We start from the raw sequence: 16,833 nt of genomic DNA on the forward strand, positions 1-16,833 counted from the left end.
ATTTGCTGGGTGAATATATAATTCGCTCAGCGATAAGGAGTGAGCAGTGTCGAGACCGGCTGGAGACGAACCCAAAAAGGCCAGCGTTGTTGCACTGGTAAGGGGTTTGCGCGTTCTGCAGTGTTTTGATCGGCCGGGCGCCGAACTGACGGTTTCTGAAATTGCTCGCCGGACCGGCCTGTCTCAGCCCACTGCCTGGCGGCTTTGTGGCACGCTGATCGACTGCGGTTTCCTCGTCAAAGCTCCCACAGGATCCGCCTTGCGCGTAGGTGCTCCCGCGCTGACACTTGGCTATGCTGCTATCCAAGGGCAGGACTTGCCTGCAATCGCTCGCCCCTACATGGCACAAGTCGCCGCGCGGATGGGCGCGACCGTTACCCTGGGCTTGAGCACCGGGCTTGATATCGTGTCGGTTGATCAGGTCGATGGCGATTTCGTCGTTGCCAATCGCCCGGTGGGATGGCGCGCACCGATGACATCCATCCCCTCCGGCCTCGCCATCCTGGCGGTAATGCCCGAGTTCGAGCGAGAAAAGATTTTGGCTTCAATCGCCACTCAGGATCCGGAAGCCTGGCCGCGACGCCGTGATCGTATCGAAACCGCGCGCGCTCAGCTTGAGGCGGACGGCTACGTCTCACTGGTCATGATGCGCGGCCAATACGCGGCTGTTTCCGTGCCTTTGATTGAGGGAGATACGTCGCGGGGACGGTATTGGACGCTCAGTTGTGGGGGTTTGCAATCGCAATGGCCGCCCGAAGCACTGACCGACGCGGCGCGTCAGTTGAAGGATATACGTGCGTTGATCCAGCCTGCTGCTGCGATATTGGGAGCAACTGCTGCCTGAGGCTTAGCTGATAACGAACGGAATGTTGCGGCTGAGCGGGCAGGCAGGCATCGGCTTCGCAAGCAACCTAGGCAAAAAGTGTCGCGCCGTAAGCGCGTGTATACATTATTGACAGTCTAACCGCTGGCTCTTCAATACCGCTCCGGCGGTGCGTACCACTTTCTAGGCTTGCAGGTCGGCTGGGATAAATAAACTGCCAGCGAAGGGCCTCCACGGGCAGAGATTGAGGACAACCAATCACATCGCCAAGCCAGTCCGATATTTTGCACTGCCCACTTCACCCGACATCGCCCTTGCCTTAGCCAACCTCACCGCGATGGATGCCACGGCACGGACACTCTGTAAGATGCACTGGTGTATGGTCGATAATGCCAACGCTTTCGATCGCAAGGTCCTGGACCTGCTCGGGTAAGGCCGCCAAGGCGTCCAGTCAGCCTACGATCCCCCGGCTACGAAGATCGTTGATCGCCACCTCATCCATTCCCAAGACACGGTTCAAAACGGCATCGCTGTCAGCACCCAGCGCTGGCGGCGCCTTGTAATTCTCGATCGGCGTCTTCGAGAGGCGGAGCGGGTTCGCGATAATCGGCAGAGTGCCCGCTTCGGGATGCGGGACCTGGCGCAGCATTTGGCGCGCCACGATCTGCGGCTCCGCCAAAGCCTGACGGATATCGTTCACATAGCTGACGGGGACGCCCACGGCGTCGATCGCCGCCACCCAATGCGCTGCCGGCTTGGTGAGGAACACTGCGTCCAGCAGCGGCAGGATTTCCTTGCGGTTCTGGATGCGCAAGGGGCCGGTGCAGAAGCGCGGATCGGTGAACAGGTCCGGTCGCTCTATCGCCTCGCAAAATCGCTCGTATTGGGCGTTGTTGCCCACCACGACGAAGATCGGGCGATCCGAGCACTGGAATGCCTGGCTGGGGATGCCCCCATAGCCGCCGTTACCGCGCCGCTCAGGCATTTCCTCGGTGATCAGGTAGTTCTGGGCAAAGTGCGACAGCGCGGCGAACCCACAATCCAACAGCGACATGTCGATCGCCTGCCCGCCGCCGCCGGCATCGCGATGACGCAAAGCGGCCAGGATGGCGATGACGGAATTGTAGGCAGTAATGATGTCGACCATCGAGATACCGACTTTCATTGGACCGCCACCAGGCACGTCGTCGGGGTGGCCCGAAACGCTCATCATCCCGCTCATCGCCTGGAAAATGCCGTCATAACCCGGCTTCTTGGCAATTGGCCCAGTCTGGCCAAAGCCCGTGATCGAACAATAGACAAGGTTCGGGTTGAGCGCGGTCAGCGTTTCGGCATCCAGCCCGTAGCGCTCCAGCGTGCCCACCTTGAAGTTCTCAACCAGAACGTCGCAATGCATCACCAGCTCACGGATAAGATCCTGCCCGGCGGGCTGGCCGATATCGATCGCCACGGATTCCTTGTTGCGATTGCAAGACAGGAAAAAGCCCGCAACGTTCGTGGGGTTTCCCTGCAGATCCTTCAGGAACGGCGGCCCCATCTCGCGTGCATCGTCACCTTTTACAGGCCGTTCGACCTTGATGACTTCGGCCCCCAGGTCGCCCAGCATCTGGCCCACCAGGGGCCCCGCCAGAATTCGGCTGAGATCCAGAACCCGCAGTCCTTCCAGAGCGCCCGGCATTATTGTCCCCGTTTATGCGCCAGTCTTGGCGATCAGCTTGGAACGGTAATCGCGGGGGGCCAGCCTTGCCAGCCTTGCCCCTCGCTTATCGTCAGGTCGATATATCCCCTCGCCGGGCGGCTGTTCGCAGCCGACTTGGGGCATGATCAGCCTTATCATCACCAGCCCGACGAAAGAGGTTTGGTTTCCTTCGCGCGTTCACCGCAAGTCACGGTATCGGTCCGCATCGCACCTGCGATAAACGCGCGCGGCCTTGGAAGCGGGGGCGGTTTGGCCCAGATAAGCGCCACTGTTTTCACGCCCAGGGGGCTCCACTGCAAACCTTTGTCGCCGAACCGCTGCGATGGCCCGAAACCGCACCCGCCTTGCGAGAGCGGGTGCGTGCGCTCATCGCCGAACATGTCGATGGCTCCGATCCACGCGCGCTGGCCAACAGCTGGGCCGTGCCGAACGTCGCGTTCAGCCATGCCCTGGGTGCTGCTGGTCTGATCGGCATGACATGGCCCAAGGAATACGGCGGGCATGATCGTTCTCCGCTCGAACGCTATGTCGTGCTGGAGGAACTGCTGGCGGCGGGCGCTCCAGTCGGTGCGCACTGGATTTCCGATCGTCAGACCGGCGCGCTGCTGCTGCGCTATGGGCACGAGGAAGAGAAGCGGCGCTGGGTGCCCGGCATGGCCGAGGGCAAGATCTACGCCTGCATCGGCTTGTCAGAGCCCAATGCCGGATCAGACCTGGCCTCCGTGCGCACGACCGCGCGGCGTGATGGCGATGACTGGATCATTGAAGGCCAGAAGGTCTGGACCACAAATGCCCATCACGCCCACGTGATGATCGCCCTGGTGCGATCGGAGCCGGGTTCGGAGCGCAACGCGGGGCTCAGCCAGTTCCTAATTCCCATGGATGCACCCGGCGTCACCATCCGGCCCATCATCGACCTGACGGGCGGCCATGACTTCAACGAAGTCTTCTTTGAATCCGTGCGCCTGCCTGGGACCGCGCTGATCGGCGTGGAGGGCGATGGCTGGCGCCAGGTCACGGCGGAACTCTCACTCGAACGATCAGGGCCCGAGCGGTATTTGTCCTCCACCGCGCTGCTCCTGCAATTGATCGATTATGCCCGTACGCACCCGTCCGATACCTTGACCGCACTGGTCGCCCGCCTCGCGGCGGAAACGTGGACACTGCGTCTGATGTCTGCCTCCGTGGCCAACAAGATCGCGCGGGGAGAAGATCCGGCGCTGGAAGCCACCATGGTGAAGGACTTGGGCAACACGTTCGAGCAGGCGATGCCCGAACTCGTCCAGGCCGCAGTGGAAGTGGACCCTGCGGGGCCAGAACCTTTGGGCCTGGTGCTGGGGCATCTGCTGCAACTCTCGCCTTCTTTCTCGCTGCGTGGCGGCACGCGCGAGATCTTGAAAGGCATCATTGCGCGGGGGCTCGGACTGCGATGAACGAACAGCAGCAAATGCTGGAAGACCTGGCAAACGGCCTCTTTGCCGAGCTGGGCTCTGCCGCCACCATGGAAAGCAGCTGGAGCGCGATCGCCGAGGTCTCGCTCGAAGGACTTCTGCTGTCCGAAGACCGGGGCGGCTTCGGCGGAACCTGGGAAGATGCCCTCACTGTCTTCCGCCTGGCAGGCTACCATGCCCTCGCCCTTCCCGTAGCCGAGGCCGCCGTGGCCGCAGCGATCGCAGGCAAGGCCGGAAAGCGCGGAACCGTCGCCGCCGCCACGGAAGGACGCATCACCGGTGACCGCTTCAGCGGTACCCTGCGCGGCGTGCCGTGGGGCCATGAAGCAGCCTATATTGTCGCGCCCGCCCCGGATGGCGGCGCCATGATCATTGATGCGGCCGATGGACAGATCACCGCTGGCACCAATATCGCGGGTGAACCGCGTGATAGCGTGGCGTTTCAGGATGCCGTGGTTCAGCGATCACCCGCCGATCCCTTCGCTCTGATGGCTCTCGCGCGCGTGGCGCAGATCGCAGGCGCACTGGATTCGGCGCTGGCGCTGTCGGTGAGTTATGTCAATGAACGCAAGCAGTTCGGCCGCCCCCTCGCCAAGTTTCAGGCGGTGCAGCAGGCACTTGCGACGTTCGCCTGCGAGGCGGCCGCCACCAACTGTGCCGCCATGGGCGCGGCTCAGGCGATGGCGCGCGGCCATGCTCCATTCGAGATCGCGGCGGCGAAACTGCGCGCCAATCGCGCTGTCGGCACGGGTACCGCGCTGGCACATCAGGTGCATGGCGCGATCGGCTTCACCGAGGAATACCAGTTGCACCCGCTTACCCGCCGCCTCTGGGCCTGGCGCTCCGAATTCGGCGGAGACAGCCATTGGTCGCAGCAGCTGGGCGCCCCTATCATCGAGGCCGGCGCCGCGCGATTCTGGCCTGATCTCACCGCCCTCACCGGCTAACCCTTCCAGAAGGTTTTCTGCATGTCTGATGCCGTTATCGTCGCCACTGCCCGCACCGCCATCGGCAAGGCCGGGCGAGGTGCATTCAACAATCTGGATGGTGCCGAACTCGGTTCGCTCGTCATCCGTGAGGCCGCTCGCCGCGCCGGGCTGGAGGGCGCCGAAGTCGACGACGTATTGCTGGGCGCCGCCCGCCTGGAAGGCCCGCAGGGCGGCAACATCGGCCGCATGGCGGCATTGCGGGCCGGGCTCCCCGTGTCCGTCGCGGGCGTCTCGCTGGACCGCAAGTGTGCCTCGGGCCTCAATACCATCGCGATCGCCGCCAACAGCGTGCGGCTTGGCGAAGGCGACATCTACATCGCCGGTGGTCTGGATAGCTGCTCGCTGGCTCTGCCCAACACCCGTGCGGATCGCCTGGAAAATCCGTGGCTCGTCGATCATGTCGCGGGCACTTACGACTCCATGATCCAGACCGCCGAAACCGTGGCGAAGCGCTATGGGATCGGCCGCGAGGCACAGGACGAGTACTCTCTGCTCAGCCAGCAGCGCACCGCCGCCGCGCAGGATGCCGGTCGTTTCGACGCGGAGATCGCGTCCTTTACCGTGACCAAGCTGGCCAAGGACAAGGCCGGCGCGGTAACCGGCGAGGAAGAAGTCACGATCGCCAAGGACGAGGGCAATCGTCCCTCCACCACGCTGGAAGGCTTGTCCTCGCTCAAGCCGGTGATGGAAGGCGGCACGGTCACCGCCGGCAATGCCAGCCAACTGTCCGATGGTGCCAGCGTGTGCGTCGTGATGAGCGATGGGGAGGCATCCCGTCGTGGTCTCGCTCCGCTCGGTATCTTTCGCGGCTTCGCCGTAGCAGGATGCGGACCTGACGAGATGGGCATCGGACCGGTCTTCGCGGTTCCCAAGCTGCTGCAGCGCGCCGGCCTGACGGTCGATGACATCGGACTTTGGGAGATGAATGAGGCGTTCGCCGTGCAGGTCATCTACTGCCGTGACGAGTTGGGGATCGATCCGGCTCGGCTGAACGTGGATGGCGGCGCGATTTCGATCGGGCACCCGTTCGGCATGTCCGGGTCACGGATGGTTGGCCATGCGTTGATCGAAGCGAAGCGCCGCAGTGAGAAATACGCCGTCGTTACCATGTGCGCCGCTGGCGGCATGGGCGCGGCCGGACTTTTCGAAGTTCTCTGATAAGGCAGGAGGCGTCGCTCCATCGGGTGCGGCGCCCATCGTGCTGACGATATGCCTTCCGGCACTCTTGCTCCCGATACCCGGTTGGCCAATGTTCGGTCACAACGGGAGAGATCGCTTGGATATCGGTGTGGGATGGGCGCGAAGGGCATTGTCTGCCTGGTCGCATCGTCTGCCTGAGCGCCTGGTGCGAAGCGCTCCACCACAACGAACCCGGGAGGCCGCGTGACCGATCGACCCACTCGCGAAGACTACCGCTGGCAGTTGGACATCCCAACGCGGTGGATGGACTGTGATGCATATGGCCATGTCAACAACGCCATCTACTATGCGATGATGGATCAGGTGGTGACGGTCTACATCCTGCAGGCTGGCGTCATCGCGATGGGAACGTCCCCATCCATCGGCCTTTGCGTTTCCAGCGCCTGCGAGTTTCACCGCAGTATCGATTTCCCCCAGATCGTGGACGCGCGCCTGCGCGCCGGACGGGTTGGCGGCAAGAGCGTGCGGTACGAGATCGGGCTGTTCACGCCGGACGAGGATGCCCCGGCGGCCACCGGCCATTTTGTCCACGTCTATGTCGATCGCCAGACCCGCCGCCCGGTGGAACTGACCGCCGAGCAACGTGCTGCCCTCTCTTCCATCGCGATCTCCTAACAAGGAACCACAAGCATGACCGAAATTCGCTTCGACAACCGCGTCGCGATTGTCACCGGCGCGGGCAATGGCCTTGGCCGGACATACGCCATCGAATTGGCGCGTCGCGGTGCCAAGGTGGTCGTCAACGATCTGGGTGGCTCTAGCACTGGCGTGGGCGAGTCCGCCACGGCTGCCGATGCGGTCGTGGACGAGATCCGCTCCGCCGGCGGCGAAGCGGTAGCAAGCCATGACAGTGTGGCGACCCGCGACGGTGGCGCCGCGATCGTGCAGAAAGCGATCGATGCGTTTGGCCAGGTGGACATCCTGATCAGCAACGCAGGATTCCTGCGCAACTCGCGCTTTGAGGACCTGACCGACCAACAAATCGACCCGATCCTGGACGTTCACCTGAAAGCCGCGTTTTACGTTGGCCAACCCGCTTACAAGGCGATGCGATCGCGCAATTACGGGCGGATGCTGTTCACCGGATCGGCTTCAGCCATGTTCGGCCATGCCTGGCAGGCCAATTATGCGGCCGGCAAAGGCGGGCTCATGGGCCTGAGCCATGTCGTCGCGCTGGAAGGCTCGGCATACGGCATCCAGTCAAACCTGCTGCTGCCCACCGCCGTCTCACGGCTCGCTGACGAGATGGATATGGGCTACATGGAAATTCCGGCTTTCGCCGCATCCCTGCAGCGCTGCGAATTCGAAGTCGTCGGGCCGCGCACCGTACCAGAATTCAACACGCCGTTGGCGCTCTATCTGGTCAGCGAGGATTGCAAGGCAAGCCACGGGATCTACTCTTCGAATGGGGGCCGATATGCCCGCGTGCGGATCTGCGCTGGTGAAGGCTGGCACACACCGCGTGGCAACACGCCGGCGACGGTAGAAGATGTGGCGGCAAACTTCGCACAGATCGAATCCCCCGCCGGCTTTACCGAACCGCACACCGTCTATGACGAAATCTTCGACGTTACCGAGGGTGGCCGCAAGGCAGGCGTATTTGATTGATGTCAGGGCGCGGCCTCAACGCCGCGGAGCGATTGCTCCGGCGGATGTTCCACTGGGGTGATGCCGATGCTGACGGGCAGGATCTGTTCCTGGCCGCCGACGACGATGCTGCCAGCTTCTTCCACCCGGACTGCGTTCATCACCTTTTCGGTCCTACCGGAACGAAAGAGATGCTGGTGGGCAGACAAGCCATGCTGGATTTCAGCGCGCGGTGCGCGGCCACTTTGTCTGCCCGCAGCGACCAGATCCTGACGATCAGCGGCATCGATGAGCAATGCGGCTTCGTTCATGCCCGTGCCTTTCGGGAAAGCAAGGCGACGGGCGAACGATTGAGCTATGAATGGTCAATGCTGTACCGGGTCGAGGATGACCTGATCACCTACGGGGCGGATATGCTGGACGCCGATGCCCAGGCCTTTTGGGGCCGCATCGGTGGAGCGGCGTGAAGCCGCCCCATCGTCTGACTACTTGCCGGTGAAGACGGGCGAGCGCTTTTCCAGAAATGCGTCAACCGCTTCGGCGTGATCCACTGTCTCATGCGCGATCGCCTGCATCGCGGCCGACATTTCGAGGATCGTATCGAGATCGCTCGTCTGCGCGGTCAGCATCAGGCGCTTGGCCATGCGCAGCGACCGCGCCGGGTTGACGACGATGCGGCCGGCCAGGGCAAGAGCTTCATCCAGCAAAGTCTCGGCAGGAACCACGCGAGATACCAGGCCGATAGCCAGCGCTTCGGCAGCGGTGATCGCATCCCCCGTCAGCAGCATTTCCGCGGCGCGCGAATAGCCGATCACGCGCTGCAGTAGCCAAGCGCCACCGTCGCCGGGAACCAGGCCCATCTTGATGAAGCTTGCGGCGAATTTCGCATTTTCCGCCGCGATGCGGATGTCGCACAGACATGCGATATCGCAACCGACGCCGATTGCATGACCATTGATGGCGGCGATGATCGGCACCTCCAGCGAGCGAAACGCGCGGGGGATGCCCTGAATCCCGTTGCGATAATTTGTGCGGGTGGAAGCGGGATGCTCTAAAGGGCCGATGCCGTTGCGATCCTTCATGCCGCGCAAGTTGCCACCGGCGCTGAACGCCCGCCCCTCACCGGTCAAAATCGCGGCGCTGATATCGCGATCATCACTGATGGCGCGAACGGCTTCGATCAAGTCGGCGCAATCTTGCGGTTCGCCGATTGCATTCAACTTGTCCGGCCGGTTCAGCGTCAGAATGGCGATATTGTCGCGCTTATCCAAACGAACGTAATCACCCATGCTCAACCTCCTGCATTGCAAGAAAGAGGCCTAGTCTCCCCAATCGGCCACCGCCACCGCATGACGTGGAAAATCACGACAGCGATGGGGCGGCAGCCGTTCGGTGGAAGCCAAAAGGACGCTGGCCGGCCTATGTCAATCCTTGCCCAGCGTGCTCATGTCGATGACGAAGCGATATTTCACATCGGACCGGTCCATCCGTTCGTACGCATGATTGATCTCTGCCATCGAGATCGTCTCGCAGTCAGGCAGGATGTTATGCTCGGCACAGAAGTCGAGCAGCTCCTGCGTTTCAGGGATCCCGCCGATCATCGAGGCGGACAAGGCGCGTCGCCCCATCAGCAGAACGCCGGAATGGAAGGTGGGCACCATGTCGATCACACCGACGATGACCACTGAGCCGTCCCGCTTGGCTAGTGACAGATAGGGCGCGATATCATGTGGAACCGGGATGGTATCGAGGATGAAATCGAAGCGGCTACCCGCCGCCTTCATGGCGTCCTCATCCTTAGAGATCAGCACATCGATCGCACCCAGCGTACGGGCATCATCGCTCTTGCCAGGCGACGTGGTGATCACCGTGACTTCCGCACCGAGTCCGACGGCTAGCTTTACGCCCATGTGGCCCAGGCCACCCAGACCAATCACCGCCACTTTCGTGCCTGGACCGACTTTCCAGTGGCGCAGCGGCGACCAAGTGGTGATGCCTGCGCACAGCAGCGGCGCGGCACGCTCCGGATCGAGACCTTCCGGTACACGCAGGACGAAACGCTCGCTCGTTACCAGTTGGCCTGAATAGCCACCGAACGTCATGCTGCCGTCGTGGCGATCCTGGCCGTTGTACGTTGGCGTCGGATACTTCTCGCAGAACTGTTCCAAGCCCTCTTCGCAAGGCTCGCAAACCCGGCAGCTATCTACCAGGCACCCCACCGCGACTGTATCACCGACCTGATGCTTGGTAACGCCTGCCCCGACAGCGGTAACCCGCCCGACGATTTCGTGCCCCGGCACGACCGGATAAACGGAGTTGTGCCAGTCGTTTCGAATCTGATGAAGATCAGAGTGACAGACACCGCAATACAGCACATCCATCGCGATATCGTCGTCGCGCAGTTCCCGCCGTTCGATTTTAAAGGGTTCGACGGTGGAACCTTGAGAAAGTGCGGCGTAGGCCAAGGTCGATGTCATAGCGAAACTCCCAATCTCGTATCTCGGGGGGACCATCATCGCCGGAACTTGGCTTGTCAATCGCGGCTGACGAAGCGAAAGACCATGTCGCGCGCCCTCTTCATGCCGAGCCGGCGCGACAATCGCATTGTCGATAAAACAGTCCGATGAATCGTTGGCGAATGAACCCCGCCAATCTCTGCTTGAGCGGCGGCGTAGGGTTTTGACCGGCAGAATGTTTCACGAAATGGTGGAACCGGTCGCGGCTCGCGCTGCCGCCCCGCGCAGCTTTGAAGAGGCCGCGCATGCTCAAGAGGTAGTCGAAGCCGTGATTGTATCCGTTCGCACCGGACAATGGCTCAGCATTCCGGAACGTTGAAACCGCGCCGTCCCCGGCGACGCCGCTTTTGGCGACGACGCACGGGGGCAAATCAATGGTTCGAAATCTGCGCCAGGGCCTGCTCCCGCAGTTCGAACTTGCGCACTTTGCCCAAGGGCGTACGCGGCATGTCATCCACGACGAACAGGTGCCGCGGTACCTTGTAGTTCGCCATGCGCTCACGACACCAGGCAGTCAGATCGGCCTGCTCGATCGTCGCGCCGGAACGCGGGATCACGAAAGCAGCAGTCACCTCGCCCATGCGCTCGTCAGGCAGACCGACAATTGCCGCTTCCACGATGTTGGGGTGAGAGCCCAGCATTATCTCAATTTCGACGGGGTAAGCGTTGAAACCGCCAACGATCACCACATCCTTCAAGCGATCAAGAATGCGCAACCGCCCATCCTCGTCGATGCGGGCGACATCGCCGGTGTAGAGCCAGCCATCTACGACCGTCTTCGCGGTCTGCTCCGGATCGTCGAAATAGCCCTGCATCACGTTCGGACCGCGCACCAGCAGTTCGCCCTGCTCGCCTTGCGGCATCTCTTCCCCTTCGGGCGAGACGATCTTTACCTCGGTATGGGGGATAGGGCGACCCACTGTATAGAGGATTGCATCGATCGGGTCGCCGGGATGATTGGTAGAGATCATCGCAGTCGATTCCGTCTGACCATAGCTGGTCAGGAAGATATCGAAACCCAGCTTGTCATAGCCCGCGCGGATGATCTCCGGCGGCGTCTTGGCGCCTCCTGTATGACCGCTGCGTAGCGAAGAAATGTCGCGCCTTGCGAAATCCGGGTGCTGCATGAGCGAGTAGAACACCGTCGGAGCACCCGAAAGCTGGGTGATCTTTTCTCGCTCGATCAGTTCCAGCAAGGCGCCTGGATCAAAAGTGGAAACCGGCCACATCGTCATGCCGCCCATCAGCGCGGAGACCCAGCCCGAGCGATAGCCGAAGGAATGGAAAAAAGGATTGACGATGGCGGTACGATCGTCCGGTCCCAGGTCGTTGGATGTGCTGAACAGGCTGGTCATCCACAGCGCCTGGCCATGCCCGTGCATCGCCCCCTTGGGCCGGCCGGTGGTGCCGCTGGTAAACATCAGGTCGGCCGTGGTATCCGGCGTGACGGCCGCCGCCGCAATCTCGAAACGAGCGCGCGCCTGATCGTCCACCTGGTCTGGCGCAAAGCCGGGTTCGTCCAGACGGATTAGCGTGGTCAGACCCGGCAAATCACGGATCGGCCTCCCATCAGTGCCGGGGCCGCCGCCGGCTTCGATGGTCATCCCGGCATAGTCTGTTCCCAGAAACTCTCCGACCGTGAACAGCACGACGACACCCGCCCGCGCCAGCGCATACTGAATTTCAGGGCCTTTGAATCGGGTATTGATCGGAACCATCATCGCGCCGATCGACTCAATCGCGCTCGCCGCTACGACCCACTCAGAGGAATTAGGCGCCAGGATTGCCACGCGATCGCCCATGCGGACGCCAAGGTCCAGCAAGCGAGCCCCCAGACCGGCCACGCGGCGTTCGAATGCAGCGAAGCTGGTAACTCTGCCGCTCTCATCTACGCAGAACGGCTTGTCGCCATAGGCTCGCGCGACATGCGCGATCACCTTGGGGAGCGTGTGGTCCAGCCCGATTTTGAAACCGGCATACTCGTCAGTCACTTTCCACTTCCCTCGATATGGTCCGCACTCCCCGTATCGGGGCCGTGGCGGACCGACCTGTGGCGATCATCCATCCACCCAACCGACACGTCTAGGCAACCACCCAGCCAGATATCGCAGCCGCGATTCTCGTTCACCGCGTTTGGATCATCCCCAGTCGCCAAGCCAGTCTGGCCTTTGACAGAAGATGCGGCCTTGCTGGGGTTTTACGCATGCCCATGGGGGACTTCTTTCGCCTTTGACAAAACTAGCCGAATCTTCTATGTTGAATACATTACTCACTAGATGAATAGATTGAGTAGAAATGATCTAGGGACTGGAGAAGGCGGAAATGGACAATCTCGGTACAATTTCGAAAGATGAATCGCTGGGCGGTATCGCTTGGCCGATGCACCGCGAAAGCAAGGATAGCGGCTGGCGCCCGCCTGCGGGCACTCGCATCATTTCCGTCGACGATCATGGCATGGAAGAAGCCGGGCTTTGGGAAAAGCGCCTGAAGGGTGACGACAAAGCTCGCGCGCCCAAGCTGTGGATGGACGACGATAACCGCTGGCACATGTCGGTGGATGGTCAGGACTATGACGTTCCCGGCCTGGATTCGCACATTGGCGAAGGCCGTCCCGGTATGTGGGACCCCGTGGAGCGCTTGAAGGACATGGACGCGGAGGGTATCGACACCTCGCTGTTCTTCCACAGCCGCGCGATGAGCCTGGTGCGCATGGAAGACAAGGCGTTCTTTACACGCTGCATGGATGCCTACAACGAATGGCTGGGTGAATTCTGCGCCGTCAACCCGGATCGCCTTGTTGGCGTCGGCATTCTGCCCACAATCTACAAGCCCGAAGATACTGCCGAATATCTCAAGAAAATGAAGGGCTGGGGTTTGAAGGCGTTGGAAATCCCGTCGGCGCCCAAGAACGTCCCTTACAACTCCTCGGCGATGGAGCCTATGTGGGAAGCGATCGCCGACAGCGGCATCCCCGTGATGTTCCACGTCGGGGCCTACCTTGAGTTCCGCGGCAAGGGCGCACTGGGTGCGAACCTGACTAAGAACCTCGGGCCCTATCGCCCGCTTTGGTCCCTGCTGGCGTTCTCGGGCATTCTGGAGCGGCACCCCAACCTCAAGGTCGTGTTCTGCGAAGGCGGTTTTGGCTGGGTGCCTTGGACGCTCCAGGATGCTGACCGCATCTATCAGGTCTATGAGACCGAGATGCGCCCGAAGCTGAAGGAGCTGCCGAGCTTCTACTTCAAGCGCCAGTGCTATGCGGCAATCATGTCGGACGAAGTTGGCCTGAAGCTGGCGCGCGATTACGACCTGACCGACAATCTGCTGTGGTCATGCGACTACCCGCACGGTGAGAGCGTATTCGGGGAGAGCCGGAACGAGATCAAAAAGATCTTCGACGAGCTTGGCGAAGAAAAGGCCAAGGACGTCGTCGGCCGCAACGCTGAGAAGCTCTGGAACCTGTAATATTGGGGGGCCGCCCCTGGGAAACCCGGGGCGGCCGCTTACGATTTATAAGCGAAAAGAGGCTCGAAAAGGGGCCTGTTTTTTTGGTAAATCTAGCTACACAGTGATGCGCCGGTTCCAGGCCGCCACCCTGTCATCGATTTGCCGCTGGCGCCCTTCTGCCGTGATTGCCTGACGATCCAGCAACGCCATCGGCAACGCGTCCCGCTTCATCACGGTCGTTTCGATCTGCGGTCCGCCCGCGATGACTTGCGACGGTAAACCCTGCCAACGCCCCAGAAACAGAACCCGCTCGCGATCGCCTGCATCAAGCCAGTTCATGACACCGGGATCGCGCCGAGCCAGGACGACGGTGATCCAGCCGTCCTCATCCGCGACCGACTGCGCACGGGTCAGACTGGAGGTTCGACGGTCAGCTTCCAAGGACCGGAACCACCAGTCGGTCAGTTCCAAGGCAACGTAAGCGGCACCTGCGGGCTGGTATCGGATCAGCACCACGTCATCGGCATCAAGCTGAAACCAGCCTTGGACACCGGCCTGCGTCACTAATCCACCCACACTGGCCGAAATCAACGGCGGCCTGACGGCGTTGACTGGCAAGCCGCTGAACAGTCGGTGAAACCAGAAGTAAAGTGGCACTTCTTCGGCAGCGCGGAATGCGCCCTGCTCCGCCATCTGTCCAACGGTCAGAGGTGGAGTGTCGACCGGGTCTATCCTTTCGATCGCCAGGGCATAGCCGCATTCCGTGGCCCAATCTTCAAGTGACTGTCGCACGAACAGGAATTTCACATGCGGCGCTGTCGTCAAATGGTTCGGCCGGCCGTTCGCTGGCCGATCATCGATCGTCAACACGAAACCACCGTCCGCGTCGCACTGCAACTCGTGGCTTTCCAGCGTATGGATCGTGACTGACGTGCCATAATTGCCGGTCAGCGTCAGGCTTATTTGCGCCGGTGGCTTTCCCGTTGACGTGCCGGTGACGCGATATCGTCCACCGTGGGTGATGCCTGCAAGCTGATAGATATTGTCTGGGTTATCGCCGCCCATTCGCGCGCCGTGGACTTGTCGCCCGTCCCATTCGTATGCGGGCATGAAGTCGCGGACAAAACGCGGATGTGCGCCATCGCTGGCTGCGGCCTTGAATAGATAGTTCGTTACATATTCATCCATTGCCGCATCGAAGGTTTCGCGCTCATCCTCAGGCACGTCGATGCCGTGGGCCATCGCGAACGAATAGCCGACCGTCGCGCGGGCGCGCTTGACGACATCGGTTTCCCACATGGCGGCCACATCGCGCTCGGCCGCAAATTGCTGCGGCGTGGCAATAGCGTTGATCATCGGCTTATCAGGCGCATCCTCACCCCTCCCAATATGTGCTGCTGTCACGACGAAGACGGCGTAAGTCACACGCCAGTTCGTTGATCAAAGAGAGCCCTCGTGGGCAATTATATGGCGCGGATGATGGATGCTATTCCCTGTCGAGGCAAGGGCTGACCGCCCGGCGAGCGAACCCCCGCCTGCTGAGCGACACAAATCGGGCCTGTGATGACTACGGGTGTGCCCCCCAGCACTGGAACCCTGATCATGCGTCGCAATCTTGAATCCCTTGTCGGCGGCGGTCCGATCACGAGACCGCCGCCGCGATGAATTCAGGCGTTGGCGTGCTTCCAATCGCGCTTGATCTTTTTCGCCAAGCTCCACTTGTGGACCTCTGTCGGGCCGTCATAGATGCGGAAGCAGCGGATTTCGCGATAGAATTTTTCCACCATGGTGTCGCGCGTTACCCCGGTTCCGCCCATCACCTGCACGCAGCGATCCGCCACGCGAGACAACGCCTCTGACACGGCGACCTTCGCCATCGACGACTCGGTGGTACCGATCGAGCCGCTGTCCAGCGCATCGGCGCACCAATCGATCATCAGTTCGGCCTGCTTCAGGTCGATCAGGTTTTCCGCCAGCATAAAGCCAACACCTTCGTGATCGATCAGCAACTTGCCGAAGGCCTTGCGGCGGTTGACATAGTCCGTGGCGATTTCCTGCGCGCGCACGCCAGCCCCATACCAGCGCATGCAGTGGGACAGGCGCGCAGGCGAAAGGCGGATCTGGGCGTACTTGAACCCCTCCCCCGCTTCGCCCAGCATCTGGTCAGCCGGAACGCGCAAGTCGTCGATCTCCACCTCCGCATGGCCGCCGGGCATTGAATCGTCCATCGTGCCCAGCACCCGTGTGGTGCGAATGGCGGGGTCGGGCAGGTCGACCATGAACATGCAGGCCCCACCCTCGGAATCGGGCTCGATCGATTTGGCCATGATGATGCCCACGATCGCTCCATCGGCCCCGGTGATGAATTTCTTGCGTCCACTGATGATCCAGTGGTTGCCGTCGCGGCGACAGGTGGTCTTCATCATCGATGGGTCCGAACCTGCCCCCTCGTCATCGGCGGGTTCGGTCATGAAGAAGGCGGATCGTCCCTTCCCTTCCACCAGAGGCTTGAGGAAACGCTCTTTCAGCTCAGGACTGCCGACCTTGCCGAGCAGGAACATGTTGCCCTCGTCAGGCGCGGCGGTGTTGACGGCTTGCGGGCCCAGGATCGATAGCCCCGAAGCCTTGAGCACTGCTGCCGTCTCTCGCTGGGAAAGGTGTTGGCCATCGGGCAGGATGTGCGGCGTCAGCACCCCGGCCTCGCGCGCCTTCCCCTTCAATTCAACGATCAGCGCATCCGTGGGCCCGTGATCGTCCTGGCGTGGATCGACTTCGTAGGGGATCACGACGTCACGGACGAACGCCTCTACCTTGGCGACAATTTCTGCCGTTTTTTCGGCACCCACACCCGGATATGCTTCACCGCTCATGCACCAAACTCCTCGTCAGCTTGCCGCCTGATCCGTTTCACACGTCGCCGCGGCCTTCAAAATTCCAGCTTGTCACCAAGCCCCTCACGAGCGGCAGTGAGGCCGTGAGGGCCGCGTGTAAAGCGCCCCCCAGTCAATGTCGCCCCTGCGATTGGATAGTACACGCGCAAGGTCATGCGTCTTGATCGCGTACCTGTCGCATCTGGCCCCGGGGGGCCTTAGTTCAAAGCGAAGCTGCAAAACGAAGCGGCAGA

The 16,833-nt window shown here is 61.6% G+C and carries 14 protein-coding genes; 8 read left to right on the forward strand and 6 right to left on the reverse strand.

Features of this window, described 5'->3' with window-relative positions:
* The first annotated feature begins 46 nt into the window (after window positions 1–46).
* Window positions 47–844: an IclR family transcriptional regulator gene (locus tag GGR39_RS17540; protein WP_221226073.1), complete on the forward strand. Its 798-nt coding sequence runs from the start codon at window positions 47–49 to the stop codon at window positions 842–844.
* 430 nt (window positions 845–1,274) lie between these two features.
* Here the strand turns inward: GGR39_RS17540 and GGR39_RS10225 are convergent, their stop codons facing one another.
* Window positions 1,275–2,501 (reverse strand): CaiB/BaiF CoA transferase family protein, encoded by a 1,227-nt coding sequence (locus tag GGR39_RS10225; protein ID WP_183617028.1) that lies wholly within the window; start codon window positions 2,499–2,501, stop codon window positions 1,275–1,277.
* Window positions 2,502–2,866: 365 nt separating this feature from the next.
* On the opposite strand from GGR39_RS10225, the gene GGR39_RS10230 reads away from it, so the two are divergent.
* The 6 genes from GGR39_RS10230 to GGR39_RS10255 all read left to right on the forward strand — a co-directional run bounded on the left by GGR39_RS10230 (window position 2,867) and on the right by GGR39_RS10255 (window position 8,216).
* Window positions 2,867–3,955: an acyl-CoA dehydrogenase family protein gene (locus GGR39_RS10230; protein ID WP_246388606.1), complete on the forward strand. Its 1,089-nt coding sequence runs from the start codon at window positions 2,867–2,869 to the stop codon at window positions 3,953–3,955.
* Entirely contained in the window at window positions 3,952–4,920 is a 969-nt protein-coding gene (locus tag GGR39_RS10235) for an acyl-CoA dehydrogenase family protein (RefSeq protein WP_183617029.1), read from the forward strand. The genes GGR39_RS10230 and GGR39_RS10235 overlap by 4 nt, the downstream gene beginning before the upstream one ends.
* A 21-nt stretch (window positions 4,921–4,941) precedes the next feature.
* The gene (locus GGR39_RS10240) at window positions 4,942–6,120 is read left to right on the forward strand and encodes an acetyl-CoA C-acyltransferase (protein ID WP_183617030.1); all 1,179 of its coding nucleotides are present in this window, start codon (window positions 4,942–4,944) and stop codon (window positions 6,118–6,120) included.
* A gap of 225 nt (window positions 6,121–6,345) precedes the next feature.
* Window positions 6,346–6,777: an acyl-CoA thioesterase gene (locus tag GGR39_RS10245; protein WP_183617031.1), complete on the forward strand. Its 432-nt coding sequence runs from the start codon at window positions 6,346–6,348 to the stop codon at window positions 6,775–6,777.
* Between the two features lie 15 nt (window positions 6,778–6,792).
* Window positions 6,793–7,770: an SDR family NAD(P)-dependent oxidoreductase gene (locus tag GGR39_RS10250; protein ID WP_183617032.1), complete on the forward strand. Its 978-nt coding sequence runs from the start codon at window positions 6,793–6,795 to the stop codon at window positions 7,768–7,770.
* Window positions 7,770–8,216, forward strand: a complete 447-nt coding sequence (locus GGR39_RS10255) for a nuclear transport factor 2 family protein (protein WP_183617033.1) — start codon at window positions 7,770–7,772, stop codon at window positions 8,214–8,216. The genes GGR39_RS10250 and GGR39_RS10255 overlap by 1 nt, the downstream gene beginning before the upstream one ends.
* Before the next feature lie 18 nt (window positions 8,217–8,234).
* On the opposite strand, the gene GGR39_RS10260 is transcribed toward GGR39_RS10255, so the two are convergent.
* The 3 genes from GGR39_RS10260 to GGR39_RS10270 all read right to left on the reverse strand — a co-directional run bounded on the left by GGR39_RS10260 (window position 8,235) and on the right by GGR39_RS10270 (window position 12,256).
* The gene (locus tag GGR39_RS10260) at window positions 8,235–9,038 is read right to left on the reverse strand and encodes a crotonase/enoyl-CoA hydratase family protein (protein WP_183617034.1); all 804 of its coding nucleotides are present in this window, start codon (window positions 9,036–9,038) and stop codon (window positions 8,235–8,237) included.
* 135 nt (window positions 9,039–9,173) lie between these two features.
* Window positions 9,174–10,226, reverse strand: coding sequence for an NAD(P)-dependent alcohol dehydrogenase (locus tag GGR39_RS10265; protein WP_183617035.1), 1,053 nt, complete (start codon window positions 10,224–10,226; stop codon window positions 9,174–9,176).
* Window positions 10,227–10,636: 410 nt separating this feature from the next.
* Window positions 10,637–12,256 carry an AMP-binding protein gene (locus tag GGR39_RS10270; protein WP_183617036.1) on the reverse strand — a complete coding sequence of 540 codons (1,620 nt, stop codon included), beginning with the start codon at window positions 12,254–12,256 and terminating at the stop codon, window positions 10,637–10,639.
* Window positions 12,257–12,587: 331 nt separating this feature from the next.
* On the opposite strand from GGR39_RS10270, the gene GGR39_RS10275 reads away from it, so the two are divergent.
* Entirely contained in the window at window positions 12,588–13,727 is a 1,140-nt protein-coding gene (locus tag GGR39_RS10275; protein WP_246388607.1) for an amidohydrolase family protein, read from the forward strand.
* A 96-nt stretch (window positions 13,728–13,823) separates the two neighbouring features.
* Here GGR39_RS10275 and GGR39_RS10280 read toward each other — a convergent pair whose 3' ends face one another.
* Together GGR39_RS10280 and GGR39_RS10285 are read right to left on the reverse strand one after the other, a co-directional pair.
* A complete protein-coding gene (locus GGR39_RS10280; RefSeq protein WP_183617038.1) occupies window positions 13,824–15,134 on the reverse strand; it encodes a hypothetical protein in 1,311 nt (436 codons plus the stop codon).
* A 242-nt stretch (window positions 15,135–15,376) separates the two neighbouring features.
* Window positions 15,377–16,579 carry an acyl-CoA dehydrogenase family protein gene (locus tag GGR39_RS10285; RefSeq protein ID WP_183617039.1) on the reverse strand — a complete coding sequence of 401 codons (1,203 nt, stop codon included), beginning with the start codon at window positions 16,577–16,579 and terminating at the stop codon, window positions 15,377–15,379.
* Window positions 16,580–16,833: the final 254 nt, after the last annotated feature.

The sequence above is a fragment of the Novosphingobium fluoreni genome, from assembly GCF_014196615.1.
GTDB classification, from domain to species: domain Bacteria; phylum Pseudomonadota; class Alphaproteobacteria; order Sphingomonadales; family Sphingomonadaceae; genus Novosphingobium; species Novosphingobium fluoreni.